At 35.8% G+C, this 25,675-nt stretch carries 24 protein-coding genes and 1 other annotated feature; of the genes, 9 read left to right on the top strand and 15 right to left on the bottom strand.

Translation table 11 applies throughout. The features are described from left to right. Window positions 1-32: 32 nt before the first annotated feature. The gene (locus MKZ17_RS05865) at window positions 33-404 is read right to left on the bottom strand and encodes a VOC family protein (protein ID WP_340725503.1); all 372 of its coding nucleotides are present in this window, start codon (window positions 402-404) and stop codon (window positions 33-35) included. A gap of 92 nt (window positions 405-496) precedes the next feature. After that, the gene (locus tag MKZ17_RS05860; protein ID WP_340722824.1) at window positions 497-2,017 is read right to left on the bottom strand and encodes a DHA2 family efflux MFS transporter permease subunit; all 1,521 of its coding nucleotides are present in this window, start codon (window positions 2,015-2,017) and stop codon (window positions 497-499) included. Window positions 2,018-2,182: 165 nt separating this feature from the next. Here MKZ17_RS05860 and MKZ17_RS05855 point away from each other — a divergent pair, with 165 nt between their 5' ends. After that, on the top strand, window positions 2,183-3,079 hold the full coding sequence (locus tag MKZ17_RS05855; RefSeq protein ID WP_340722823.1) for a TetR/AcrR family transcriptional regulator: 897 nt from the start codon (window positions 2,183-2,185) through the stop codon (window positions 3,077-3,079). Window positions 3,080-3,128: 49 nt separating this feature from the next. On the opposite strand, the gene MKZ17_RS05850 is transcribed toward MKZ17_RS05855, so the two are convergent. Together MKZ17_RS05850 and MKZ17_RS05845 are read right to left on the bottom strand one after the other, a co-directional pair. Beyond that, on the bottom strand, window positions 3,129-4,571 hold the full coding sequence (locus MKZ17_RS05850; protein ID WP_445326939.1) for a DEAD/DEAH box helicase: 1,443 nt from the start codon (window positions 4,569-4,571) through the stop codon (window positions 3,129-3,131). A gap of 20 nt (window positions 4,572-4,591) precedes the next feature. Beyond that, window positions 4,592-5,485 (bottom strand): LysR family transcriptional regulator, encoded by an 894-nt coding sequence (locus MKZ17_RS05845; RefSeq protein ID WP_340722821.1) that lies wholly within the window; start codon window positions 5,483-5,485, stop codon window positions 4,592-4,594. 153 nt (window positions 5,486-5,638) lie between these two features. On the opposite strand from MKZ17_RS05845, the gene MKZ17_RS05840 reads away from it, so the two are divergent. From MKZ17_RS05840 to MKZ17_RS05825, 4 genes are all read left to right on the top strand, one after another. After that, entirely contained in the window at window positions 5,639-6,829 is a 1,191-nt protein-coding gene (locus MKZ17_RS05840) for a coenzyme F420-0:L-glutamate ligase (protein ID WP_340722820.1), read from the top strand. 271 nt (window positions 6,830-7,100) lie between these two features. Then, on the top strand, window positions 7,101-8,489 hold the full coding sequence (locus MKZ17_RS05835; RefSeq protein ID WP_340722819.1) for an amino acid permease: 1,389 nt from the start codon (window positions 7,101-7,103) through the stop codon (window positions 8,487-8,489). Window positions 8,490-8,628: 139 nt separating this feature from the next. After that, on the top strand, window positions 8,629-9,069 hold the full coding sequence (locus MKZ17_RS05830; RefSeq protein WP_340722818.1) for a hypothetical protein: 441 nt from the start codon (window positions 8,629-8,631) through the stop codon (window positions 9,067-9,069). Window positions 9,070-9,339: 270 nt separating this feature from the next. After that, window positions 9,340-10,698, top strand: a complete 1,359-nt coding sequence (locus MKZ17_RS05825) for an NlpC/P60 family protein (protein ID WP_340722817.1) — start codon at window positions 9,340-9,342, stop codon at window positions 10,696-10,698. A 48-nt stretch (window positions 10,699-10,746) separates the two neighbouring features. Here the strand turns inward: MKZ17_RS05825 and MKZ17_RS05820 are convergent, their stop codons facing one another. The 4 genes from MKZ17_RS05820 to MKZ17_RS05805 all read right to left on the bottom strand — a co-directional run bounded on the left by MKZ17_RS05820 (window position 10,747) and on the right by MKZ17_RS05805 (window position 15,501). Then, the gene (locus tag MKZ17_RS05820) at window positions 10,747-12,120 is read right to left on the bottom strand and encodes a UDP-N-acetylmuramoyl-tripeptide--D-alanyl-D-alanine ligase (RefSeq protein WP_340722816.1); all 1,374 of its coding nucleotides are present in this window, start codon (window positions 12,118-12,120) and stop codon (window positions 10,747-10,749) included. A 61-nt stretch (window positions 12,121-12,181) separates the two neighbouring features. Next, window positions 12,182-13,459 carry a YheC/YheD family protein gene (locus MKZ17_RS05815; RefSeq protein WP_340722815.1) on the bottom strand — a complete coding sequence of 426 codons (1,278 nt, stop codon included), beginning with the start codon at window positions 13,457-13,459 and terminating at the stop codon, window positions 12,182-12,184. 66 nt (window positions 13,460-13,525) lie between these two features. Beyond that, entirely contained in the window at window positions 13,526-13,963 is a 438-nt protein-coding gene (locus MKZ17_RS05810) for a hypothetical protein (RefSeq protein ID WP_340722814.1), read from the bottom strand. A 137-nt stretch (window positions 13,964-14,100) separates the two neighbouring features. Further along, on the bottom strand, window positions 14,101-15,501 hold the full coding sequence (locus MKZ17_RS05805; RefSeq protein ID WP_340722813.1) for a UDP-N-acetylmuramoyl-tripeptide--D-alanyl-D-alanine ligase: 1,401 nt from the start codon (window positions 15,499-15,501) through the stop codon (window positions 14,101-14,103). Between the two features lie 147 nt (window positions 15,502-15,648). Here MKZ17_RS05805 and MKZ17_RS05800 point away from each other — a divergent pair, with 147 nt between their 5' ends. Next, window positions 15,649-16,854 (top strand): ATP-grasp domain-containing protein, encoded by a 1,206-nt coding sequence (locus tag MKZ17_RS05800; RefSeq protein ID WP_445326900.1) that lies wholly within the window; start codon window positions 15,649-15,651, stop codon window positions 16,852-16,854. Between the two features lie 54 nt (window positions 16,855-16,908). Here the strand turns inward: MKZ17_RS05800 and MKZ17_RS05795 are convergent, their stop codons facing one another. Then, entirely contained in the window at window positions 16,909-19,080 is a 2,172-nt protein-coding gene (locus tag MKZ17_RS05795; protein ID WP_340722811.1) for a YheC/YheD family protein, read from the bottom strand. 27 nt (window positions 19,081-19,107) lie between these two features. Continuing rightward, window positions 19,108-19,536 carry a hypothetical protein gene (locus MKZ17_RS05790; protein ID WP_340722810.1) on the bottom strand — a complete coding sequence of 143 codons (429 nt, stop codon included), beginning with the start codon at window positions 19,534-19,536 and terminating at the stop codon, window positions 19,108-19,110. Between the two features lie 315 nt (window positions 19,537-19,851). Here MKZ17_RS05790 and MKZ17_RS05785 point away from each other — a divergent pair, with 315 nt between their 5' ends. Beyond that, complete coding sequence (locus MKZ17_RS05785) at window positions 19,852-20,406, top strand: ECF transporter S component (protein ID WP_340722809.1); 555 nt, start codon at window positions 19,852-19,854, stop codon at window positions 20,404-20,406. Between the two features lie 68 nt (window positions 20,407-20,474). Continuing rightward, window positions 20,475-20,685, top strand: a binding site (T-box leader). Between the two features lie 36 nt (window positions 20,686-20,721). Continuing rightward, window positions 20,722-21,528, top strand: coding sequence for a class I SAM-dependent methyltransferase (locus MKZ17_RS05780; RefSeq protein WP_340722808.1), 807 nt, complete (start codon window positions 20,722-20,724; stop codon window positions 21,526-21,528). Window positions 21,529-21,624: 96 nt separating this feature from the next. On the opposite strand, the gene MKZ17_RS05775 is transcribed toward MKZ17_RS05780, so the two are convergent. The 5 genes from MKZ17_RS05775 to MKZ17_RS05755 all read right to left on the bottom strand — a co-directional run bounded on the left by MKZ17_RS05775 (window position 21,625) and on the right by MKZ17_RS05755 (window position 25,056). Next, window positions 21,625-22,536 carry a sigma factor regulator N-terminal domain-containing protein gene (locus MKZ17_RS05775; RefSeq protein WP_340722807.1) on the bottom strand — a complete coding sequence of 304 codons (912 nt, stop codon included), beginning with the start codon at window positions 22,534-22,536 and terminating at the stop codon, window positions 21,625-21,627. Further along, complete coding sequence (locus tag MKZ17_RS05770; protein WP_340722806.1) at window positions 22,509-23,027, bottom strand: RNA polymerase sigma factor; 519 nt, start codon at window positions 23,025-23,027, stop codon at window positions 22,509-22,511. The genes MKZ17_RS05775 and MKZ17_RS05770 overlap by 28 nt, the downstream gene beginning before the upstream one ends. Window positions 23,028-23,220: 193 nt before the next feature. Continuing rightward, entirely contained in the window at window positions 23,221-23,877 is a 657-nt protein-coding gene (locus MKZ17_RS05765) for a zf-HC2 domain-containing protein (protein WP_340722805.1), read from the bottom strand. After that, on the bottom strand, window positions 23,864-24,352 hold the full coding sequence (locus MKZ17_RS05760; protein WP_340722804.1) for an RNA polymerase sigma factor: 489 nt from the start codon (window positions 24,350-24,352) through the stop codon (window positions 23,864-23,866). The genes MKZ17_RS05765 and MKZ17_RS05760 overlap by 14 nt, the downstream gene beginning before the upstream one ends. A gap of 164 nt (window positions 24,353-24,516) precedes the next feature. Then, window positions 24,517-25,056, bottom strand: coding sequence for a hydrolase (locus tag MKZ17_RS05755; protein WP_340722803.1), 540 nt, complete (start codon window positions 25,054-25,056; stop codon window positions 24,517-24,519). A 126-nt stretch (window positions 25,057-25,182) separates the two neighbouring features. On the opposite strand from MKZ17_RS05755, the gene MKZ17_RS05750 reads away from it, so the two are divergent. Continuing rightward, on the top strand, window positions 25,183-25,671 hold the full coding sequence (locus tag MKZ17_RS05750; protein ID WP_340722802.1) for a nucleoside-diphosphate sugar epimerase: 489 nt from the start codon (window positions 25,183-25,185) through the stop codon (window positions 25,669-25,671). The last annotated feature ends 4 nt before the right edge of the window (window positions 25,672-25,675 follow it).

Genomic DNA, 25,675 nt, shown 5'->3' with positions numbered 1-25,675 from the left:
GGCTGGTCCCCCAACAGAGGAACCAGCCTTTCTCAATTTTCCATGATTGCAAAATAATTGTCTTCATCATCAGCAAAATTAAACACTTTGCCAAACGGCATATTAACAAGCTCCCCTACAGTGACCCGCTGAGATTTTAACTTTTCATATAATGCGTCCAAATCTTTTGCGTAAAACATTAACGATGGCGTACTTAACGTTAGCTCTGGCTGCATCTTTTCTATCGTTTCTTTATCATGTAAAACAATACTTGTTTGTGCTTCTGAACTCGGTGCAATTGTTATTGCACGTATTCCATTATCAATATCTGAAACAACCACAAAGCCAAGCTTTTCTGTCCAAAATTTCTTGGCTTGCTCTTGATTTTTAACATAAAGCATTACTTGTCCTAATTGTTCGATCATCATCTTTTCACTCCTTCCCTATATTTCCCTATTTTATCCTAATTAAATAAATAAAAAACGGTAAGAGCACAAATTCTCTTACCGTCTATTGATTATTGTTCTTGCTTTCGTCCTACATAATCTTCACGTTTTGTAATATCTACACGTTTTAAGAAGAGGGCTAAAATTAATGCTACAATTGTCACTCCAACTGAAATCATGAACGAATACGTTACGCCATCAAGTAATGCCTGTTGACCTACTTGTGCTTGAAGCTGTGCTATTTGTTCTGCTGTTGGTTGAACACCTGGTGTAGCATTGGCTAGCATATCTGCAGCAATTTCCTCTGCACGCATTTTAGTGTGTGAGTTGAAGATTGTTACTAATATTGCCGTACCAATCGCACCTGCTACTTGCTGTGCTGTATTGTTCATTGCAGTACCGTGTGGATTTAAACGGTTTGGTAACGCGTTTAATCCATTTGTCATAATCGGCATCATAACTAGTGAGATACCAAACATTCGAATTGTATACACCGTAATAATGTATAAATAAGATGAATCAGCTTCTAAGTATCCTAAGCCTATTGTTGAGAGCGTTGTAATCGTTAAACCAACAATAGCTAAAATGCGTGGTCCCATCTTATCAAAAAGCTTACCTGTTATTGGTGACATAATCCCCATTATAAGTGCACCTGGAAGCATCATTAAACCTGCTTCAAATGGTTCAATTCCACGAACGTTTTGCACGTAAGCAGGCGTTAAAATCATCCCTGAGAACATCGCTACAGATAATACCATTGAGATGACCGAAGCTAATGCATAAGCTGGATACGTATAAATACGTAAATCTAATAATGGCTCTTCTAAACGTAATTGACGGATGACAAACCAAATCAAACCAATTGTCCCGATGACAATTGTCCCCCAAACTTCAATTGCTCCCCATCCAGCTGTACTTGCTGTACTGAATCCGTACAATAATCCACCGAAACCAATTGTTGATAGTGCAACGGATAAAATATCGATTTTTGCTGGGCGATTTGGTAATACATTATCTAACTTCCAAATTGAAAGTGCTAAAGAAATGATTGCGATCGGTAAGATCATTTTGAACAGAACGCTCCAGTCATAATGTTCAACAATCCATCCAGAAAGTGTCGGTCCAATTGCTGGTGCTAATACCATAACTAAACCAATCATCCCCATTGCAGTACCACGTTTTTCCACTGGGAAACTAATGAGCATTACATTCATTAAAATCGGCGACATCGCAGAAGCCCCTGCCGCCTGAACCATACGTCCCGCTAATAAAAACTCAAATGATGGTGCAAAAGCCGCCAATGCAGTACCAAGGACGAAAATGGCCATTGAAATAATGAATAACGGTCTTGTTTTAAATTTTGTTATCAAATAGGCTGATGCTGGTACTAATACACCACTCACTAGCATATAGCCTGTTGCAAGCCATTGTACGGTTGAATAATCTTCAATATCAAATGCAGTCATTATTGATGGTAATGCGACATTTAATAGTGTGTTATTTAAAAAGGCAACGAATGCTCCGACAAATAATACCGCAATCATTAAATACGGAGGTTTATTCGTTGTAGTTGTTTTTTGAGAATTTTCCATGTACAAAGTCCTTTCTTAAATTCTATTCGAATCATATTTTTATACTCGAACTATTTTATACTCAAGGTATAAAAAATTCAACAAAAATATACCACAAGTCCAATAACGTTGATATTTCCGCTTTTTCCAATTAGAATCAAAGTATAAATTTAACGGAGGAACATTATGAACCAGCGAAAAAGAAAAGTAATTGAGGTCGCGCAACAACTTTTTATCGAAAAAGGTTTCCATAATACATCAATTCAAGATATTTTAGAAAAAGCCTTGATTTCAAAAGGGACATTTTATAATTACTTTTCATCAAAAAATGAATGTTTTATCGCCATCATGGAGCAAACACGCTACATCGCAAGCTTAAGACGACATGAGTTAATGCTCGGACAAGATCCAGGGAATGAAGAGATTTTAATCGAACAAATAAAAGTTTTAATGCAAGTATATAAGGAACAAAATTTATTCTCTATTTTTGAAGGGATCTTTCATTCAAATGATAAGGAACTCCGAGATCTCCTTACACGTTACCGCCTAATCGAAATTGAATGGGTGGCTAATCGATTTATTGATGTGTTCGGCGAAGAAACTCGTCCCCATGCCTTTGAAATATCCATTTGCTTTTTTGGGATGGTGCAGCATTTATCGATGGCATCTCGAATGATTTATGGCACTTCATCTGACACAGATAAAATCGTATTTGTCGCTTATCGAAATATAAAAGCGATCATTCCTATTATGCTTGAAAGCCCAGACATTTTAATCGCGCAAGGGGCAATCCAATTACTCGATTCGTCACATTCTATCCAAAACATTTCAAAAGAAATGATAATCGAAAAACTTCATGGCTTTTATGAGGAGTTACAGTATGACAAAGTTTACGCTATTGGTTGTGAACTTACAGAATGTCTATTAGATGAATTTAATCGCGACCAGCTTCGTTTGTCGGTCATTAAATCGCTTCTCAAGCCATTTCATGAAGCATTAGTCGATACGAGTCACGAGGCAGAATGTATTGAACTTGCAAATCTAATGTGGTATTACATTAAGCTTTTACACAATAAACAGTAAAAACCATTCACAGCAAAGTAATTACTCAGCTGTGAATGGTTTTCATTTATTAATTATTTGCGATATGAACTTTTAATTGTTTCCCTTTAATCGGCGTTGTTTTCATCGCCTTTAATACAAGCTGCCCTTTCCCATTTAAAATCTCAACAAATGTTGACGCATCTAAAATTGTTATAATTCCGATATCTGCAGCCGTCATGCCCGGAAGTTTTGCAATGGTCCCAACAAAATCAATTGCACGTAATTTTTTCTTCTTGCCGCCATTAAAGTAGAGCTTCGTAATTTTCGCATCGACCTTTGCACTCTTTTGCTTTTTTCTTTCGGGACGTGCTGCCATTTTTTTATCAAAGGCATCAACCTTTGCTTCTACCTCCTCATGCGTAGGTAATGTCATTTTAGGAATCGTAAATCCAATGAATTCTTCAATTCCTGCTAAAAACTCCTCTTCAAATGGCGTTACAAAGGTAATGGCCTTCCCTGCTAAACCAGCACGACCTGTTCGTCCTGTACGGTGCACATAGGCTTCTTTTTCCATCGGTAAATCATAGTTAATGACTAATGAAATATTTTCGATGTCAATCCCGCGCGCTGCTACATCTGTTGCAACTAAATAACGAAAATCACCGCGTTTGAAATCATTCATCACTAAAAGACGTGTGGACTGATCCATGCCACCATGTAATTTATCGACACTATATTCCCGGTCATATAAATAGTCATGCACTTCATCAACACGGTCCTTTGTTCGACAGAAAATAATACATGTATCTGGATTTTCAACTACCGCTACTTTTGCTAGTGTGGATAACTTTTCTTCCTCTCCTACTTCCATCACACCATGTTCAATTTTCGGAGCCGCCTCCTCATTATGTACTACAATATCAACTGGCTCATTTAAGAAATTAGCAGACAGGTTTTTAATCTCTTCTGGTACCGTAGCAGAAAATAACATCATTATCGGCTCCGTTGATAGGTGAGCTAAAATCGCCTCCACCTGTTCAATAAAACCCATATTCAACATTTCATCCGCCTCGTCTAAAACAACGTAGCGAATTTTATCAAGCTTTAATGTTCCTTTTTCAATATGATCTAATACACGACCTGGTGTCCCTACTGCCACATGTGTCTTTTGCTTTAATTCATCTTGCTGATAACGGAACGGTTGCTTGCCATACAGCGCGGCAGCTTTAATTCTTTTATAACGACCGATATTTGTAAACTCTTCCTTTACTTGCACTGCTAATTCACGTGTTGGAGTTAATATAAGGGCTTGTGGCTTATTTTCAATCCACTTGATTTTTTCACAAATCGGAATTGCAAAGGCTGCTGTTTTCCCACTTCCTGTTTGTGCCTTAACAATTAGGTCCCTTTCCTCTAATGCATGGGGTAATACCTTTTGTTGCACTTCAGTAGGCGATGTATAATCTAAATCGTATAATGCATTATTAATTTCTTGGGATAATTTAAATTGTTTAAAGTCATTTGACATAATTTTTTCCTCTTTTTCTATAATTAATGGACAATCGCGGGATCAACAATCGCGATAAATTTTCGAGTTGCTCGGGATAACGGAACGGATTTCAAATGAACGATCCCCACATGTCGTTTTGGTATTTTATTTTGTAGTTCAATTTCATATAAAATTCCTCTGTCAAGGTAGTCCAAACAAAATTCCTTTGTCACGCTGGCAATACCTAAATTAATTTTTGCAAATTCAAGCACTAAATCATGGGAGCCAAGTTCAAATTCAGGAGCAATCGTAAAGCCCTGCTCTTTAATATAGTTTTCCACATAATTGCGAGAGTTTGCCTTCTTCTCTAAAAAAATAAGCGGTAATTTCATGAGCATTGTCAAGCTTACTGGCTTTTTCGTTAAATTTTTATATTTTTCTCCGCACACAAATATATCATGAATTTCCTTACATGGTATGACTTTAAGCTGTTCATCGTATACAGGTAGGTTACAAATCCCTAAATCGGCTTCTCCAGCTTTTATAAATGCTAATATTTCACTTGTTGTACCGTTTAATACTTTTAATTTAATCCCAGGATATTTAATATGAAATGTTTCTAAATATGGTAATAAAAAATGGCGGGAAATCGTATCGCCTACCCCTATTCTTAATAATCCAGTACGTAAATTTTTAAATTCTAATATCTTTTCTTCACCTGCATCCAAAATTCCTAGGGCAGAATTAACATACTCGTGTAATAATTTCCCTTCATTGGTCAACGTAACTCCTTTTGGTGTGCGATTAAAAAGTAACGTTTCAAGTTCTTTTTCAAGCTTCGAAATTGCCTGACTCACTGCTGGTTGCGTCATATATAATTCAGCTGCTGCCTTGGTAAAGCTGTTATTTCGACTAACAACATTAAAAATTCGATATAATTCAAGTTTCGCCAACATATAATCACCACTTATATCTGTTATTAGAAATATTAATTTTACTTATATCACATCATTACGTTATAGTAAACCTCGTGAGTATTCTTTAAGAGAAATGAATTTAAAATACATACGTTATGGATAATAGCGTTTTATATTAAGGGAGAGATTATTTTGGAACGTGTAGTAGGAACAGTTGTACGAGGTCTTCGTGGCCCAATTATTAATGAAGGGGACGATATTGTACAAATCGTTGTCGACACGGCATTAAATGCTGCAAAGGTAGAAGGTTATGACATCGAGGATCGTGATATCGTAACAGTAACTGAATCTGTTGTTGCACGTGCACAAGGTAACTATGCCAAAATTACAGATATCGGTGCAGATGTACAAGAAAAATTTGGAGATGATACGGTTGGTGTTATTTTCCCAATTCTTTCACGTAACCGCTTTTCTAACATTTTAAAAGGAATTGCAAAGGGGACAAAAAAAATCGTCCTAATGCTAAGCTATCCATCTGACGAGGTTGGTAACCATTTAGTAACATTAGATGAACTGGATGAAAAAGGAATTAACCCATGGACAGATGTATTAACTGAAGCTGAGTTCCGTGGTCACTTTGGTTATAACAAACATACATTTACTGGTGTTGACTATATCGAATATTATAAAGAACTAATCGAAGAACAAGGCGCTGAAGTGGAAGTCATCTTCTCAAACAATGCAAAAACAATTTTAAACTATACAAAGAGCGTTTTAACTTGTGATATTCATTCTCGCTTCCGTACAAAACGTTTATTAACTGCTGCGGGTGCTGAAAAAATATTTGGATTAGATAACATTTTATCTGAATCAGTAAACGGCTCAGGATTCAATTCAAAATACGGTTTGCTTGGATCGAACAAATCAACAGAAGATGGTATTAAATTATTCCCTGACAATTGCCAACCAATCGTTGATAAAATTCAATCTAAAATTCTTGAAGCGACAGGGAAATTAGTCGAAGTTATGATATACGGTGATGGAGCATTTAAAGATCCAGTAGGTCAAATTTGGGAACTTGCTGACCCAGTTGTCTCACCAGCATATACACCTGGTCTTGACGGTACACCAAACGAAATTAAATTAAAATATTTAGCAGATAATGACTTTTCTGAATTAAAAGGTGAAGATTTAAAAGCTGCGATTAAAGAATATATTAATAATAAGGAAGAAGATTTAACGGGGAACATGGCTGCACAAGGCACTACACCTCGTAAATTAACTGATTTAATTGGTTCTTTATCTGATTTAACTTCGGGTTCAGGTGATAAAGGAACACCAATGATTTACATCCAAGGTTATTTCGATAACTATACAAAATAAAAAATTGTTGGAGAGGTGAGCAACCTATGCTCTTCCTCTCCTTTTTTTTCATTAATTTCCTTTCATAAAAATGCGCAAAAATGCCAAAAATAAACCTATCTAGTTATAGGGTTGTTCTCTTTTTATGAAAATTTATTCTATTTAAAGTATTAGATTTTCTTATTGCCTTCAATGTTTCATTTCTTCATTGCTTCAACTCAATAAAGTTCTTTATTATTCCACGACGAAATGATAATATTTTGACTATTGTAAAAAAGAAATAGGTGTAATTATGAAAAATTTATTTAGAAAAAAACCAATCAATGACCTTTTACTCAATGAAGGTCGTGTTGCTCTTGCCAAAACATTAGGACCATTTGATTTAATCTTATTAGGTGTTGGCGCCATTGTTGGTACAGGGATTTTTATCCTTCCTGGTACGGTTTCTGCACAACATGCCGGTCCTGGTATTGTCTTTTCATTCGTCGTTGCGGCAATTGTGTGTGCACTTGCGGCAATGTGCTACTCTGAATTCGCTTCTACCGTTCCCGTAACAGGAAGTGCCTATTCCTATAGCTACATTGTTTTTGGAGAAATTATTGCTTGGCTAGTCGGCTGGTCATTATTACTTGAATACGGCCTTGCTACAGCTGCCGTTGCAACAGGCTGGTCAGGATATTTTGTCTCATTATTAGAAGGTTTCAATATTCATTTACCCGTCGCCTTAACCGGAGCATATAATCCTGAAAATGGAACGTTTATTAACATACCCGCCATTTTTATTATTTTTGCTATGGGCTACCTACTAATCCTTGGTATGAAAGAGTCTACTCGTTTTAATGCTATTATGGTGACAGTAAAAATTTTGGTCGTTTTATTATTCATTTTAGTCGGTATGTTTTATGTAAAACCTGAAAACTGGACGCCATTTTTACCATTCGGCATGGGTGGAGTGTTTACGGGTGCCGCGCTTGTTTTCTTTGCTTATTTAGGATTTGATGCTGTATCCTCTGCTGCGGAGGAAGTAAAAAATCCACAGCGTAATATGCCGATTGGAATTATCGGTTCGTTATTAATATGTACAATACTATATGTGGCAGTCTCTCTTGTCTTAACAGGTATCGTTCCTTATACGCAACTTAATGTAGCAGATCCAGTTGCCTTCGCAATGCAAGTAATTAATCAAGGTTGGATTGCTGGTATCATTTCACTTGGCGCTGTTGTAGGTATGATGACAGTAATATTAGTGATGATGTACGGTGGAACACGCTTACTTGTCGCTTTTGGTCGTGACGGCTTAATGCCAAAAGTGATGACAGAAATTAGTCCAAAGCGTAAAACTCCAGTGAAAAATACCGTTATCTTTACTATTATCACTTCATTTTTTGCTGGTTTTATTCCTCTGGGGACTCTTGCAGAGCTTGTGAACATGGGAACTTTAATTGCCTTTATTTTTGTATCAGCAGGTATCATTTATTTACGTAAAAATGAAAACCTTCCGAAAGGCGGCTTCAAAGTACCATTTTATCCAGTATTACCGATTATTTCGTTATTGTTATGTATTTTCTTAATTAGCCAATTATCATTCCACACATGGATTGCTTGTGGCATTTGGTTTATTATCGGGATGTTTATTTACTTTACGTATGGTAAAAAGCATTCGGAGCTATCTAAAAAATAATGTATTTGAAAGTGCCAGACATCAATTAATGTCTGGCACTTTTTTATAGGCGACTTGTTAGATGAAAGACTTAAGTAACCCAGACATTTCCCTAACCTTTTGCATAACGTAAAGCAAATGCATGAAAGAAGGGAAATATGTGAATGTAAATCCATTTAATGGACAGCAAGGAGAATTCGAGCCATTCAATTGGCCACAATCGCCTGGTTTCTTTCCACCAGGCCCGCCTGGACCACCTGGACCACCCGGCGGCCCACCACCATGGACACCTGGGCATCCCGGTCCACCTGGGCAACCTGGGCAACCTGGACCTGGAGGAGGCGGTCAAATTCCTCCCCCTCCAATGGGACCACCACCTACGTTTACTCCTACTATGGCTACATGGCGGCCAGGTTCAGGTAGTATGAGAAGCTGTTTATTTAGGCACACCTATGTCTGGCTAAATAATCAACAAGGATTTTGGTTTTATCCAACATTTGTAATGGGGAATATTATTCTTGGCTACCGCTGGAGACAACGATGGGGTTGGACTTATCAACCGCTAAATCCAGACAGTATTTATACATTCCAATGCTTCTAATTTAAAATATTATACTTTTTAAGCGTTCCACTATATATGAGTGGAGCGCTTTTTTTTGTCCAATTATTTGAAAATCTCAATCAGTTCTTACCATACACACTAAATACCGGTAACTGAAACATTTGTAATTAAACTGTAATTTATGCTTTTAAGGCTAATTATGACGTGGGTTTTGCGTTCCTTAAAAATACTCTGGCAACAATTTCCTCCGAGAATCCCCTATTTTCTATGCTAGAGTCAATGGTGTCAAAGTTTTAGGAGGTAAATAGGATGAAAAAACGTTTTATTACAACATTAGCATTAACGATTGGCTTTAGTTCATTATCTGCTATCCCAGTCATTACCGAACCAGCACCGGTATTTGCTGCTAATGCACAAAATAATGATCAAGCGGTTGCCAACAAGGCAAATCAATTAATTAATACAGCTAAAAGTTTAATCGGAAAGGCGACATATAGTAACACTGAGTATAAGCCTACTGCACCATATAAATTCTCTTGTGCAACATTCCTTATGTATATCTTTGAGAAAAATGGGGTTGATTTAGCTACTTACAATGAAGACTCTATGATGCAACAAGGAACGGCAGTTGCTCGTAACAATCTTCAAAAAGGAGATTTACTATTTTTCAAAAGTAAAAAAACAGGAACTGATCCTGACCATGTAGCAATGTATATTGGCGATAATAAAGTAATTCATATGGCCGATTCAAAGCAAAACATTGTTATTTCAGATTTAGATAGCAAACCATATTACACGGAAAATTATGTAGGCGCTCGCCGTGTTTTACCAACACTAATGTCTTCAAATCCTGCAACTACAGGGGACAAAATTGTTGAAAAGGCATACGCCAATATAAACAAAGTAACGATGGGATCTGTCAACAATGACGCTTCTTTAAAATTTACGATGGGCGGATTTGTCGAGTATATTTACCGTACAACGGGTGTGTCACTTGGAACAAAAACAATTAGTGAACAAATGAAGCTTGGAACGGCCGTATCAAAGGCGAATTTAAAGAAAGGGGATTTAGTTTTCTTCAATAGTACAGTAGGCTCTAAAACTCCTTCACTTGTCGCGATTTATGCGGGTGATCATCGATTAATTATTCCGAATTCTAATGGCGTTATTACTCGTGTGATGATGGTAGATTATTATAAAGATCATTATATTACTGCTCGACGTGTAATTAATGGATCAACGTCTTCAACACCATCTACACCATCACAGGAAACTCCATCAACAACAGCTTCGGCTACTAAAATTGTAACTACTGCGAATAACTTATTAGGAAAAACGAAATTTGGTTATAGCTATAATGAAAGCACGTTAACGTTTACAAGTGCGGGATTCACTTATTATGTCTACCAAAAAAATGGTGTCGATTTAAAATCGAAACTAGCTTCTAGTCAAGCAAATGTCGGTACTTCGGTTCAAAAGGCCAACTTAAAAACTGGTGATCTACTATTCTTCTCTGAGGATAATAGCGGGACAAAAATTACCCAAACTGCTGTGTATGTTGGAAACAATCAATATATCATGATGAAAACAGGCGGGACAGCTGTCAAACAAAATATCAACTCAACATGGTCAAAAGAAAATTATGTGAAAGCGAAACGTGTGATATAATATAAAAGAAGAATCCTATGTTTATGCATTAGGATTCTTCTTTATTCCCTATTTTTTTTGCTTTAACTGTTGGGCAAATTCAATCATCGCTCTACTCGACATAGGTCCTTTAATAAGCAATATAGTTCGCGCATCTAGCTTCGGCTCTAATAGCTTTAACACCCCTTGTATGTCTTTAAAAGCATGAACTTCTGCTTTCGTTCCATCCGCAATTGCTTGCTTTGCGATATCTTCCGCTCGTGTACCAACTGTAACGACCGTATTAATCGGATAGGTCGCAACTAAACTGCCAATATCTCGATGATACTTTTTTTCAAACCGACCAAGTCGTTTAATATCACCTAACACAACGATTAGTTTTTTCCCTTTACCTATTGAATGTAATACTTTTAATGCTGCTTCAACTGAAGTTGGGTTATTTGTCCACGTATCATCAATAATAGTACTTCCACCAATACCTTTTGACAGCTGTAAATGCCGTTCCATCTGTTTAAATGTTCTTAAATGTAAAATAGCTTTTTGAACAGAAAGACCCATTTCTCTTACAGTAGCAATTGCTGCGAGAACATTATACACTTGATGTTCTCCAAAGCCTGGGACATACGCTTGATATGTTTTATTATCTATATGCACTTGAAATCTCATACCATTTGCTGCAAATTGCAGCTTAGTCGCATAGACATCTGCCTTATCCTTTATACTGAATGTTACAAGCTTTCCTTGAAAAGTTGTTAACGAAATTTTCTTTGTATTGGCATCATCCGCATTGATAATGAGGGTTCCACCTGTTCTTATCCCTTCCAAAATTTCTGCTTTTGCTTTTATATAACCTGCTAAGTCTTTACAGCCATCTAAATGATGAACACCGATATTCGTAATAATCCCAATTGTTGGCTGATAAATCTTACATTGATGCTTAATATTCCCTGAGTTTCCTAGTCCAAGTTCAAATACTGCTGCTTTCGTATTACTATTAATCCCCAGTAAATAAGGTAAGGATTGGCGTGGTTCATTTTTGCTACTAAAGGACGTTTGCACTGGCATTTCTTTACTTAAAATATGTTTCAGCATTTCTTTTGTTGTTGTCTTTCCACACGTTCCAGTAATCGCAACAACTGGAATATCAAATAAATTACGATAATATTCAATAAATGTCCAATACGCCTGCAAGACACTCCGCACTTGAATAACTGTTGTTTGAGGGAGTGCATGTCTTAGTTCATCTTCTTGCTTATCTGAAATTATAACTACAGGTGCTTTCACATTTAGCTCATTCCAATTTATTTTGTCGCTCTTACTTACAAATAATAACGTATTCGGCGCAACTAAATCATGACGATTATAATAAATTACGTGTTTTACGTACCAATTTTCCGCTCCACTAAGTAATTCCCCTTTTAGTATTTGCCGAATCGTTTTCACATGTATAGCTCGGATAATATCCCCCCCTTTCCACTAGGTTATGAAGATTTTTCTCAATTCACTAGGTTGAATGATTAACATTAATCTTTAAAATATTCTCGTACTGCAATGGATCATTAAATCTGTAAATTAATGACATATCTGGCACATAATTTCCTTCAATAATCCATATCTGTCCATAATCTGTAACGCCCACATCGAATCCAATTATCGTGCGTTCAGCAGGTTGATCAAGTAAATTTGCCGCCATTAAACAAGCCTTATCAATTTTCTTTTCAAGGCTCGGATGATGGATAGGTTGTATTGAGGAATGCTTTAATGCCAACTCTAAAGGTAAAACCGCTTGAGCTGCATTTGTAACAAAGAAATGTGGTCCTGCTACTTTGACAGCCTTCCCTGTAACTTGCCAATCGCTTTGATCCTTATTAGTCATAACACGTATATCAGTAAAGTAGTTTTTAATTGTTGCTAATTCTATCCCTTGTTGAATAATGTAATTATCTTCGATTGGTGCTAGTTCACGAATATGCTCATACACTGGTTGAATACCTTGTATAACCCATTTTTGTCTGCCCATATGAATTTCGTAACATATGCTATTAACATTTTGAACTTTAATAATGCCCTTACCTTGTTGACCATTACATGGTTTTAAAAATATAAGGGGATATGTTTGTAAAAAGGATTGAAATGTCGCTGCTGTTAATAAATCCGTTTTCGGCATTAGGTATTCTAGGGATTGGTATTGATTCCATTTACTTACTGAAAAGTGTAAAAATGAATCTGTAATATAAAAAGTACCCATCCTATTGAATGAGACTTCTACAACAATTGCCTCGCATTCCGAGTAATATTTACCTAATTGTTCTGCCGCCAATAAAGCAATTTTTTGTATACTAGCCCGTTGCGAAGAATAAATAATATATTCTTGAAAATGATTTGATTGTTTTGTTGAAGCCGTAACACGCCAATTTAAACCTCTTTTTTGAACGGTAATAAATCGTCGGTAATTTCTTATAGGAATAAATTTTTCATTTATTTGAGGCTGTATAAGATACCTTCTATTATTGACTTCCTTTTGTATTAGCTCATAAACCGTTTCTCGTTCGGTTGCTTCAAAAGAATGTATAGTTGTCGTTATATGAAACACTTCTTGTATTTTATTAATTGTAATAATATCCATTCCAACAATCGGTTTTAGATATAAGCAGTCATACCTCTCTAACATTTCAAATAGCGTATCTTTCGAATAATTAATTTGCGGAGCTAGATATGGTCGTAATGAATCATGCTGTGCAAGTATTTTGTATTGTCCTACCCTTCCTCTGATTGCTTGCATTTCTCCTCCTCCCATTCCCTTAAATCGAGTTCCTTTATCGTCTGAAAATCTTCTACACGATATTTCTTAATTTTGACAGCCTAAAGATACAACGGCCCCTTCTGAAATTGGTACAATTCCTAATTGGTTGAAAAACCCCTCAATTACAAAGCTTTCAACAAAATCACTAGTAGTATTTTCTAATTTATCCACAAATTCTGCAGTGAACGGATATTGTTCCGACTCAATTGTTCCTGTACCAGTCACCGTTACGATACAGGTGTTGTCTCTTACTCTACAAATAACATCCTTGATGGCATTCGCAGTGAAAAGAAAACTGTACTTATTTGCTATACCTGTTTCATCAAATCGTAAGGTTAATGTTGAATTAGCAAGATTGGAAATACAGACTTCTGCTTTATAGGTTAAATCTCCAATAACCGTATAAGGTACCTGATTAAAGCCAACTTTTCGATAAAATGAAGTGCCGTCTACTTTCACACCACACGGACATATCCCTCCCATTTTACTCTCCTCCCTATCTGTAAATTAGTACACTATATTCCTCTAAAGTTCGATGTGCTTGTGTATTTGCCATTAAGTGTTTTATAGCCTATAAGCTGTTTGTCACAATTTAAAATAATCCAACAAAAAAATCCTCCTTAAAAATGAGGAGGATTCCATTCTTTATTTTTTAAATTACTCGCTAATTCAAACATCGTTTTACTATACATATCTCCTTTTATTAAAATAACTGAGTTCTGATCGACTAAATCCTTCAACAAGTAATAAGCTAAAATTCCATTGTTAAAGCTATAAACATCTGCTTTTATGCCTAATTTTAATGCATAATCCCCCATTATTCTTGCATGTTCTCCAACTGTAATTAGTATATCTACTCCTTCGTTAAATATAATTTCGCCAGCCTGTTGATGAATAAAGACCCCCCACGAGCCGATATCTGTAATCGTACCTATGATGGCAACCCTTTTCCTTCGACCCGCTAACTCATTTAATACCTTTAAACCCGCTTCTAATGAAGTAGTCGTAATGCTCCAAGTATCGTCTATAATTAATGCCCCGTTCAAGCCTTTAAACAATTGTAGTTGCTTATTTAATGGCCGATACGTTCGCAATGGGGCAATTGCTTGTGAAATTGACAATCCAACTTCTACTGATGCTGCTATTGCTGCTAAGGCATTGTAGACTTGATGCTCCCCATATCCACTTACTTCTACATGATGTTTCTGCCCTTGATAATGGACCAAAAACTCCATTCCGTTTTCACCGTACTGAATGTTACTTGCTGCATAATCATTCGATAAACTTCTTCCTATTTTAATCAATTTCCCATTAAATTTTTGGAAATTTATTTTCTTTGTATTTTCATCATCCGCATTAATAATTAAAGTCCCATTATCATCGAGTATTTCTAACATCTCACTCTTTGCGTCAATATAGCCTTCGAGGGTTTTACAGTAATTTAAATGATGTGCACCAATATTTGTAATGATGCCGACTGTAGGCTTAAAATAACTTCCTGCATTTAAAATATCGCCTGGCGCACCTACTGCAGTTTCAATAACTGCAACCTCGGTATCTTCTTCAATGTTTAATAAATATTGAAAATATGCTGTCCTTGAATTTGTACTAAGCTGTGTAGCAGTCACTTTCATATATGAAGATAAAATATGCTTTGTCATTTCCTTCGTCGTCGTTTTTCCAGCGGTACCTGTAATCGCAACGACGGGAAGTTGAAACTGATTACGATAGAAATAGGTAAATTTCCAAAAAGCCTCTTCTGACTCCTCCACTTCAATAACTGTCACCTGACTTGGAAGCTCATGAGCGCTATATTTCCATTCTGTTACAAGTACAAGTGGAAAAAAAGGTTTTAATTCGTCCCAACTCAAAATGCGTTTTTCAATAAATAGAACTGTATTTTTATGCTTTACTTGCTTTAGACGGTACGCACCATAATGAATATTCACTGATGGTCCGTGTGTTATTTTTCCAGAAACAATGGTGCTTAACCTGTCCGCCGATATAGGTTTCATACTCATTTCACACTCCTTCCTTCTATAGCATATGTTCGAAAAAAAATGCTACTTAGATATTTGAATTACACATGATGGATAACCATACAAAATCTATTTCTTGCCATACATTTAAGAGGAGGTATATCCATTTGAAAAATGGAGGTGAAGAAATTGAAATCAATCCTTTTTATCGGTGTCAATAAATCTGGATCAAGTAGAGAAGCAACACGAGTTGCTGAAAAATTAGGTTATTTTATAGTTCTCTTTACAAGCAATGACAGACAATATGAACAGAGGGAACTATATCCTGAAATTCACAAAATGGTTTTTGTCGATACAACCAATATGGAGGCAATGCGAACAGAAATTACGAAACTTCAAAAGACTGGACTTGATTTTAAAACAATTGTCAGTTTTGTCGACCCCTATGTCCATATAGCCTCCCTACTTTGTGACGAATTTTGCATAAATCTCACATCTTCAAAAGCTATTGAAATGATGGAAGATAAAGAAGAAACACGAAAATTTTTAATGAAGGAAGCTTATTCTCCACAGTTTAAAGTGATTGGACCAAATGAAAAAGTTTCAGGTAAACTTACCTTTCCATTAATTCTAAAGTCTCCTAAATCCACGGGCTCCAAAGATGTTTTACTAGCCCAAGATTTAAAGCAGTTTAACAAACATCTTACTTCACTTCAAAAAAAATATCCTGAAGAAACGATCATCGCAGAGGAATATTTAAGGGGGCCACAATATTTAGTTGAGGTTATTGTGTATAAACATCAGCCACATATCGTCGCGGTCATGAAACAAGACATTACAAAAGGAAAACGATTTATTATTACAGGCTATAGGCTACTTGCAACCGTACCTCCTAATCTTGTAACTAGTCTAGATGCATTATGCGAATCAATTGTAAATACTTTTAACATTGAGACGGGTGCGTTTCACTTAGAACTGCGTTTAACAAGTAAAGGATGGAAGCTCGTTGAAGTTAATCCCCGCATTTCAGGTGGAGCGATGAATAAGATGATTGAAGCTGCTTATGGAATTAATCTAGTTGAACAAACGTTAAAGCTTTTCCTTGGGGAAGAGCCCGATTTACAGCCTACCCAGCACTATTTTGTCTATACAAAGTATTTAATCGTCAAACGTAAAGGTATTTTAGAACGAGTGACAGGCAAACTACGTGCAACAAAATCCCCAGGTGTATATGATGTGTATATTAAACCTAAAAAAGGTACATTACTTATTCCGCCTTTATCAATGGGACACCGATATGCCTATATAATCGCACAAGGAAAATCAATTAGTGAGGCGGTAAGACTAGCGAATCAAGCGTCACGCTTAATTAAATTTCATATGCGAGAACCATAAACAAATAAAGAGGCTGTCTCCAATGTATTAGACACATTCGAAACAGCCCTTTTCTTATGCTTTAAATTGTTGATCTAAATATTGAATTGTTTCAAACATATTCGTTTTACTCGCGCCTTTCACTAAAATCGTGTCGCCTCTCCTCACCAATTTTTTGAGCAGTTCATGTAACTTATCTTTATTAATAAAATGGTGGATGCGCGAGGCAGGCATTCCATTTTCTTGCGCCGCTTGCCCAATTTCCTCTGTTCGGAAACCGTACGTAATTAATTGATCAATATTTTTCTCACTAATATAGGCACCTAACTTACGATATTCTTCTTCACGTAAATCACCTAATTCCCGCATTTGCCCGATGATTGCAATTTTTCGCCTTTTACTTATGGCACATAGTACATCAAGTGCTGCTCTTGCTCCTTGTGGATGTGAGTGTACTGTATCATCAATTAATGTAATTTGGTCCCGACAATGATAAAGTGTAAGTCTTCTTGGCGGTTTTTTAAATACTAGCCCAGCTTTAATATCCATTGGGGAAAAGCCTAACAAATCTGCTAAAGCAATCGCGTTTAAAGCGTTATATACATGATGTTCTCCTAGTATCGGAATAAACACTGGCAACTCTTGACCACCAAGTTTTACTTTAAACGCCATGCCATCCTCTTTATACTCCACGTCATATGCCATATAATCCGCCTTTTGTTGAATACCGATTGTTTTTATTTCCCCTTTAAATTGCTCGGTTAACAAATGCTTGGAATTGTCGTCATCTTTATTCAAAATAAGTAAACCGTTTTGATCCATACCTTGTATAAGCTCTGACTTCGCCTTAGCTACTCCTTTAATATCTCCATCAAAATTGCCGACATGAGCTAATCCAATATTTGTGACAATACTTATATTAGGTTGAATAATACTACAATGACTTGTAATAACGCCTGGATATGCCATACCGTATTCTAGTACGACAGCTTCATGGGAATCGTCAATGAGCTCCTTATGCTTTTTCGTATGCTCAGTCGTATTCCAGTAATCTTTCGACTCAAATACCTTCCATTTCTTCGATAAAATCGATGCGACAAATGCTTTCGTTGTCGTTTTCCCTGCACTCCCTGTAATGGCGATAATCGGTGTCTCTTTCTTCTCTACAACTGAAATTTCATTTTGTGCTTCGCTAATTTTTTGTCTAACTTCGTGCTGATGTTTCGCAAGATATTTGGCATATTGGATTGTATGCCTAACTACATCTAATTCTAAATAAAAGGCTGGTGGGCACCCTGGTCGCCAGTTGACCTCATAAATCCATAGTTTATGATTTTCATCTAAGCCTACATCAATACCGATTTCATCGATAACTTCTCCGAATTTTACCATTTGAATGTCATCTAGGTGCCGCGCTAATGACAGACCAAAATGCTCAAGCATACGTTTAATGTTAAAAGCCTGTTCTTTAAATTCTAATTGTAAAAAGGGATCTAAATAATTCGTAAAGCCCCCATTGTTTATATTTGGAACGATCGAGCCAATCGGTGCAACCCGTGGATATACGGTTGTAATGACCCATTTACCCTCCCCGTTTTTTTGTACATGAACCCTGAAATCAAACACTTGCCCTGATTTCATCGTCGACTGGATGTATGGCTGCAAAATAAATGATTCTTCCGCCAATTGCTCTTCTAAAAACTTATCTAATTGCTCCTTAGAGAAACGTTCTTTTACTGTATCTTTTTGCACCTCGTACCCATTTACTAATCTAGAAATAAAATAAATGCCCTTTCCTTTACGACCTTCAATCGGTTTAAATACGACCTTTTTATAAGCTTGAATATTTTTATAAAATTGTTCTATATTTTTTATTGTTTCCGTCGGTATTAAATAGGTAGCAAATTCCTTTGCCTCGAGTAACCGTTTCGTAATGTTCCACTTATTTCCAATTGAATGAGTTGTAAACGGAATTTCTTTTTTTAATTTTTGAATAATATTTCTTGAGACAGCTAATTTCTCTGGACTTCCCGCATTATAAATTACATCGGGAAAAGGCATTGTCCTGTCTTGCCAGACGCCATCTTCTAATACTTTTCCTTGAATTTTTCTTGTAGTAAAGTTAACGGTTCTTGGAGAAAAATAAAAAAATGTTACACCCTCTGCCTTTGCTACTGCTGCAAATGCATACGATTTAAGCACGGTTTCGGGATCTTTCCGATGATGCAACATGCCAATCGTTGTCATTTTATACACTCCCTTTTTTACGTACCATCACCATTTTTCTACATATAAATCTCTACTTAATAATGCCGGCTCTAAAAGCTGTACTGCTAAAATTGAGCGCAAATTAATTGTCACCTGTGAATCTGTCTTTTCTAAACGTACGATGTCCTTAATGACATTCGTTTCATTTTCTTCGGAGTCAATGGCACGTAATAAAGACAATGTTATTTGTTGTTTCGACTTTTCAACTGCTTCAATTCTAAAATAGCACGTTTCTAATTTCATTTTTGAATCATAAATGCGCATCATACTACTTTCAGTTGTTAGTAGAAAAAATGGTATTGTATCGCTTCCAACTATTTTCGTAAATAAATGACCATAATATTTTGACCATGAATTCGTGAGTAAGTCCTGCAATCGTTTTAAATCTTCAAGTGCATCACATAAGGCGCGTTGCTTCTGATTTTCATACTTCACAATGCTTCTCCTTCCTTCTGTCGCCATTTATGGTCTTCATAATAAATGCAGATTTACATACAAAATGGTTCTTCATACGATATGACCGTGCTAGGAAAATGGCGATATAGAATGCCCAATTGTAAAAAAAATCAATTATCTTTCCAACTATTTATGCAAGGCAATTGTTTGTATTTTTTAAATTTCAAGACTGACCTCTATGTTTTATAATATTTTGGCACTTTTAACAGTACCAACTATTTGTTAATGTAAACATTATTCGCGAATAGATTAAAAGTTTAGCTGTAAGAAGAAGAAGTTTGGAGGATTTGTTCAATGCAAAAGACATCAACAAACATTAATACACCTACAAGTACTACACGTACATTTGATTTAATACTATCGGCAATGCTAATTGCACTTGTTTTCGTTTCAACTTTATTTCTAAATATTCGATTACCTATTGCTGCTAATGGGGGCTTAGTTCATTTAGGTACCGCTATGCTTTTTATCGTATCGATTTTATTCGGTCCTAAAAAAGGTGCTATAGCAGGGGCACTTGGTATGGGATTATTTGATTTAGTATCAGGATGGACATTATGGGCACCTTTCACATTTATCGCACGTGGTTTACAAGGATATGTAGTTGGAAAGATTGCTTGGTCATTTAACCGTCAAGGAGATAGTCTAGTCTTGAATATTTTTGCTGTAATTGTTTCAATTCCAGTTATGTTAGCAGGCTATTATGTTTGTGAGGCTGTTCTTTTTAGTAGCTGGATGATCCCACTTGCATCTATCCCAGGAAACCTTGTGCAAAATTTTGTAGGGATTATTATTGCAATTCCGGTTTGTATTGTGTTGTCTAGGATGAAAATTTTTAAGAAGCAATAAATAGATTGCGTTACTAGAAAAATAAATATTTACATAAATTATAAAAAATTGTAATATTTAGAAAATAATAAAATACGATGATTGGAAGTAGTAAGAGCATTTAATTGTTAAGAGAGCTGTTGAATGGTGAAAAACAGTCAATAAACCTCTGAACTCGTCCAGGAGTATTTATGCCGAATGAAAAGTAAGCATGAACGGCAGCTACCGTTATAGTGTAAGTGGGTTAATATTGTTCTTAACCAATTAGAGTGGTAACGCGAATCAAACTTCGTCTCTTTTTAGAGATGGAGTTTTTTTATTTTAAGGAGGGAGCTTATGAAGGAAATTATTGATTACTACGAGCAATTTGATGAATGGGGTAGATTGGACAGAGAACCACTCGAATTTCATGTGAATTGGCACTACATTAAAAAATACTTACCTGTTAAAGGAAGAATTTTAGACAATGGTGCTGGTCCTGGTAAATATTCAATGGCTCTAGCTAAAGAAGGCTTCCGTGTTACTTTGACTGATTTAACACCTAAATTAGTTGAAGTTGCCGAGGCAAAAGCAATTGAGCTAAAGTTAGAAAATCAATTTAGCGAATTTATAGTCGCAGATGCAAGAAAACTTGAACAAATTGAAGATGAACAATTTGATGCAACGCTCATGCTTGGCCCAATGTATCACCTTCAACAAGAAGTAGACCGTATAATAGCATTAAAGGAATTAAATCGAGTTACGAAAAAAGATGGCATTGTTTTTGTTGCGTTTATGCCAAGGACGAAGCATATTTTTAATTCCTTAATAAATCCAGAAAACTGGAGACCGAATGATAGCATGATAGAAATTGAGCAGTTTTCCAAATCTGGTTGCTTTAATCATTCAGAAGTAAATCGATTTACAGGCGCCTATTATTTTGACATTGACGAAATTCAACCTTTAATGGAATCGCAAGGTTTTCAATGTATCCAATTAATTGGCTCCAATATTGCTACAAGTATGACTAAGGAAAGCTGGAATTATTGGAAATTAAAAGGCGAAGAACAAAAAGTTCTTGATTTAATTATTAAGAAAGCTGCGGATCCATATTTATTAGGAATGTCTTCTCACTTACTTTATATTGGACGGAAAACGAAATAAATTTCGCTGTTCAGACATCCTATTAAAACAGAATAAAACACCTCGAACGCAGTATCACATTCGAGGTGTTCGTCTATTTAACGTTTTTATTTTATTTTATTTTGTAGGCTTAATATATGGAACAATCGGTACCGTCACACCGATAGAAGCACCTCGAATATATTCACTTTCTAATAGTGCTTTAAAGCTTTCTGTTCTTCCGGTTAACATAACCCCCAACACAGTTACTTCAGAAAATGGCTTTTGCTCATTCTTTTTAATATACGCCTGAATCATTTCATTTGTTTGACTTTCATCATACAATTTAAGGTTCTCGATGAACGTATGGAACCCCTCTACCGATAACTCATTATCAGCATATCCATAAACAGGTTGCCCTAGAGGACCCTTTGATTCATCTCCAATATTAGATACCATGTATAGCCATACGATATTTAAGGCATCGGGGATACTCTTTTTCACTTCTTCCATTGTCATAGGCTTTTTAAAAGAAATCGCTACTTCTGCTACATGATTGTCCATTTTAATTAGCTCAGGCAATTGATTTTGAACACCGTCATAATAACTTATTATTTTAGGATGATAAAACGTTGGAACCTTTTGCTTCGTTTGTTTATCGTATTCATATTCTGTCGTACCGCGGGAAAAATAACCTGGTAATAATTCATTATAGTCAATAGATGCACCAAACCATGAGTAGGAACTTGTTAACGTACTCCATGGAACAAGGTATCCGTTAATATTTTTTGATCGGTTTGTCACAATATTCCCACCAAACATCGATGAGTTAGCCGTCACTTGGGAGTCAATATTGATATTCGGCTGTGTAATCGAATGCTCTAAAAATAAGGACTCATGTAAATTCTTATGATGAATCGACGATAAATAATTGCCTAATCGATTCATACCGATTAATAGCACTATGCTAACGAAGAAGGAGATAATAATAATTTTTAACCATTGCTTTATTTTTGCCTTTTTTAATGCCCTTTGAATCGATTGATCCATTTTTGTAGCCCCCCAAGTTCTAATTGAATTGTTTTTCTTGCTCGATGCAATTTCTTTTTGACGTTTTCAACTTGAAGTTCAAGTAATTGTCCAATTTCTTCGTATGATAAGTCATAATAATATTTCAACATAAATATTTCCCGGTATGCTGGTTTGATGTTTTTTAAAATAGAAACAATTTCATCTTGATCAAGTATTTTTTTCATTGGATTAGAAGTATCTACCAATTTCTCCTGCAGCTGATTACTTAGTTCAAGATGTTTTGTATGCTTTTTTCGTTTCAAATCAATAAACTCATTCATTGCAACCCGGTAAAACCATGGACGTAAATTGATTTCCTCTAAATCGTCAATCATCGTATAGATTTTATAAAACGTATTTTGTATAATGTCCTCAGCGTCTTCTTTAGTTGCGCCTTTTGAGATTAAAAATCTTACTACTTCACCACCTATTTCTAATAAATAGGAGGTAAGTTCATCATGCTTATTCATTGATTACCTCCTCATTAATATAACGATTGAAGGGTAGATAAAGTGGACAAATTCCTAAAAATTATTTCCTTAAAAAAATTTTAACAAAAAAACCATGAAAGCTGAGTACTCTTTTCATGGTCTTTGACAAACGCTTAGCATTCTTACTTATAAATAATTTCATTTCGCTAAGTAGGATTATTATATTTTTTATTTATTTCTCCCAAATTAAAGTCATTTCTTGCAAAAGTTCATCCCATGTTTGCTCTTTTGTGATCGTTACTTTTTCAAGATCAAACTCTCCATAATACACTTCATCAACATTTTTACTATCGGGTAGCATAAATTGCTCGGGACCTATCCTTTCATCCTCTCTTAAAAAATTACTCGTAGGTGAATTTGCAATTGTTTCCACATAATAGATTAAGCTTATATTTTTTGTTTCCCCATCGATTTCAACCTTCAACGGATGTGTCATATGCGTACCTGCATGGCTTTTTCCAAAGTAATTTGAAACAAGTTCCCCATCTTCTTGCTGTTCAATTGCAAATAAATCGGTCGAATAAGGGATCGTTTTTTTGTAATGAAAAATATATGAAAATACTGCTAAACACAAGAGCACTGTTGTAAGAAAAGAGCCACCAATTAGTAAGATTTTTTTTCGGTTCCATTTTTTATTGACCTTTTCAAACAACGTCACATTTTTTTCAATCGGTACATACATTGTTTGCGTCATTTGTTCATATTCCTTTTGACAAGCTTCACATACTTTTAAATGCTTATTCACTAACTCTTTCGTATCTTCACTCACAACATCATCTACATAAATAGGTAACAGATCTTGAATTACTGTACATTTAATTTCTTTCATCTTGTCTCGCCTCCATTTGCACAATTAGTTTCTTTTTTGCACGATAAAACGTTACTCTCGCCCATCCATCACTTTTCCCAAAAAGCTGCCCTATTTTCTCAAAGGATAATTCGCCAAATGTACGAAGTGTAAACACTTCTTTATAGGGATCTTCCATCCTGTGTAAATAATAGTGAATCGTGAAAGCTTGTTCTTCATCCGCTAAATGCTCTACCATTTGGACATCTAGTGCCGATTCCTCTATTTGGCTAATTTGACGCTGCTGTTTTTTGTAATGCGTAAAATATGTATTTTTCGCTATTGTAAACAGCCAGGCGCGTATATCTTTTTTACCGTCAAATTGGTGAATGGACTTCAGTGCTTTAAAAAATGTTTCTTGTGTGATTTCTTCTGCAATATTTTCATCTAATGCCAACGATCTCATATATAAATAGACATCATTAAAATACTTTTGATAGATTTCCTCAAAGTCCATATCGTTCCCCCTTCACATAAATAACTAGCCAACCTTTAAAGTGTTACAAAAATTTTTAAATAAAAAAGACATATTCATTTTATGTGAATATGCCTAATGAATTTAAAATATTATTATAACCCGTACTCATTTTTAATATGGTACACTACCACAACTACTACTGCCTATTTCACCAACCTACTAATCGCTTTAAAGCTGTCCCCTTTAGCAATTTGTTGCATTTCAAATAAAGCCATTTCAACGCTTGTAATCGTTGCGCCGAGCTGCATCATTTTTTGAAGACCGATTTCACTATTGGTTGCTGTACGTGATGACACACAATCTGCCAACACTTCTACTACATAGCCATTCGCTAGTAAATCTGCTGCAGTTTGATAGACGCAAATATGTGTTTCAATGCCAGCAAGTAACACCTTTTTACGACCTGTTTGCTCAAGTGCTTGGACAAATTCCTCCGTTTGGTAGGCACTGAATGTAATTTTTTCAATTGGTGATTGATCCGTTAAATGCTGGGCGATAGTCTCTACTGTATGACCTAGCCCCTTTGGATATTGCTCTAACCATAAAACAGGGAGTTGTAATTCCTTCGCTCCTTGTACAACTGTTGCAATATTCCCTATTATAAACTCGCTATTATCGACAATTTGTGCTAGCTTCCCCTGAATATCAATTAACACGAGTACTGTTTCTTCTTTTTTTAGCATCATTTATCCTCCCCTAAGTGAAATTCCCTTTCATTATACGTCAAAATGAAGCAAATTGAAGTAGGAACTTTGATTGAATCGTTATCGAAGAGCATGTATAGTAAGAATTAGATATGGAGGGTTTACATGCTACGTCTTAGTTGGCTCATTAGTATGGGCATTAGTTTATTTGGCGTTATGATTATTCAACACTTTTTCACAGTAAAGCCTGATGATGTGGCAGAGGCAGGAAATCTTGGCGCATTAGGGATGGCTCTTACTGCACCATTTATTCTTTTAAGCTTATTTATTACATACCGCTTCCTCGTCGAAAGCTCACGTCATGCACGGGATCAGATGATGCGATTAATTTATTTAGTATTTGGTGTTGCACTGCTTGTCGTCATGATTTACTTTGCCATTGATTTTAAAAATGAAGTGTATGCTTCCCTTGGTGGGAATACGAAAACCCAGGGCTCACAAATTTACGGCTTCCCTGTATTGAATGAATATACGAACCATGTATTTATTAACTTTTATACATTCGGTGTCGTACATTTGATTAGCGGTATTGCTGGTGCGCTTGTCGGACTGTTTAAGTCTACTACAAGCGAGAGCGCCGAAACTAGTGAATAAGGAC

Source organism: Solibacillus sp. FSL R7-0682, assembly GCF_038005985.1.
In the GTDB taxonomy this organism is placed as follows: domain Bacteria; phylum Bacillota; class Bacilli; order Bacillales_A; family Planococcaceae; genus Solibacillus.
The sequence above is the reverse complement of the archived record's forward strand: the minus strand, read 5'-3'. Positions and strand labels throughout refer to the sequence as shown.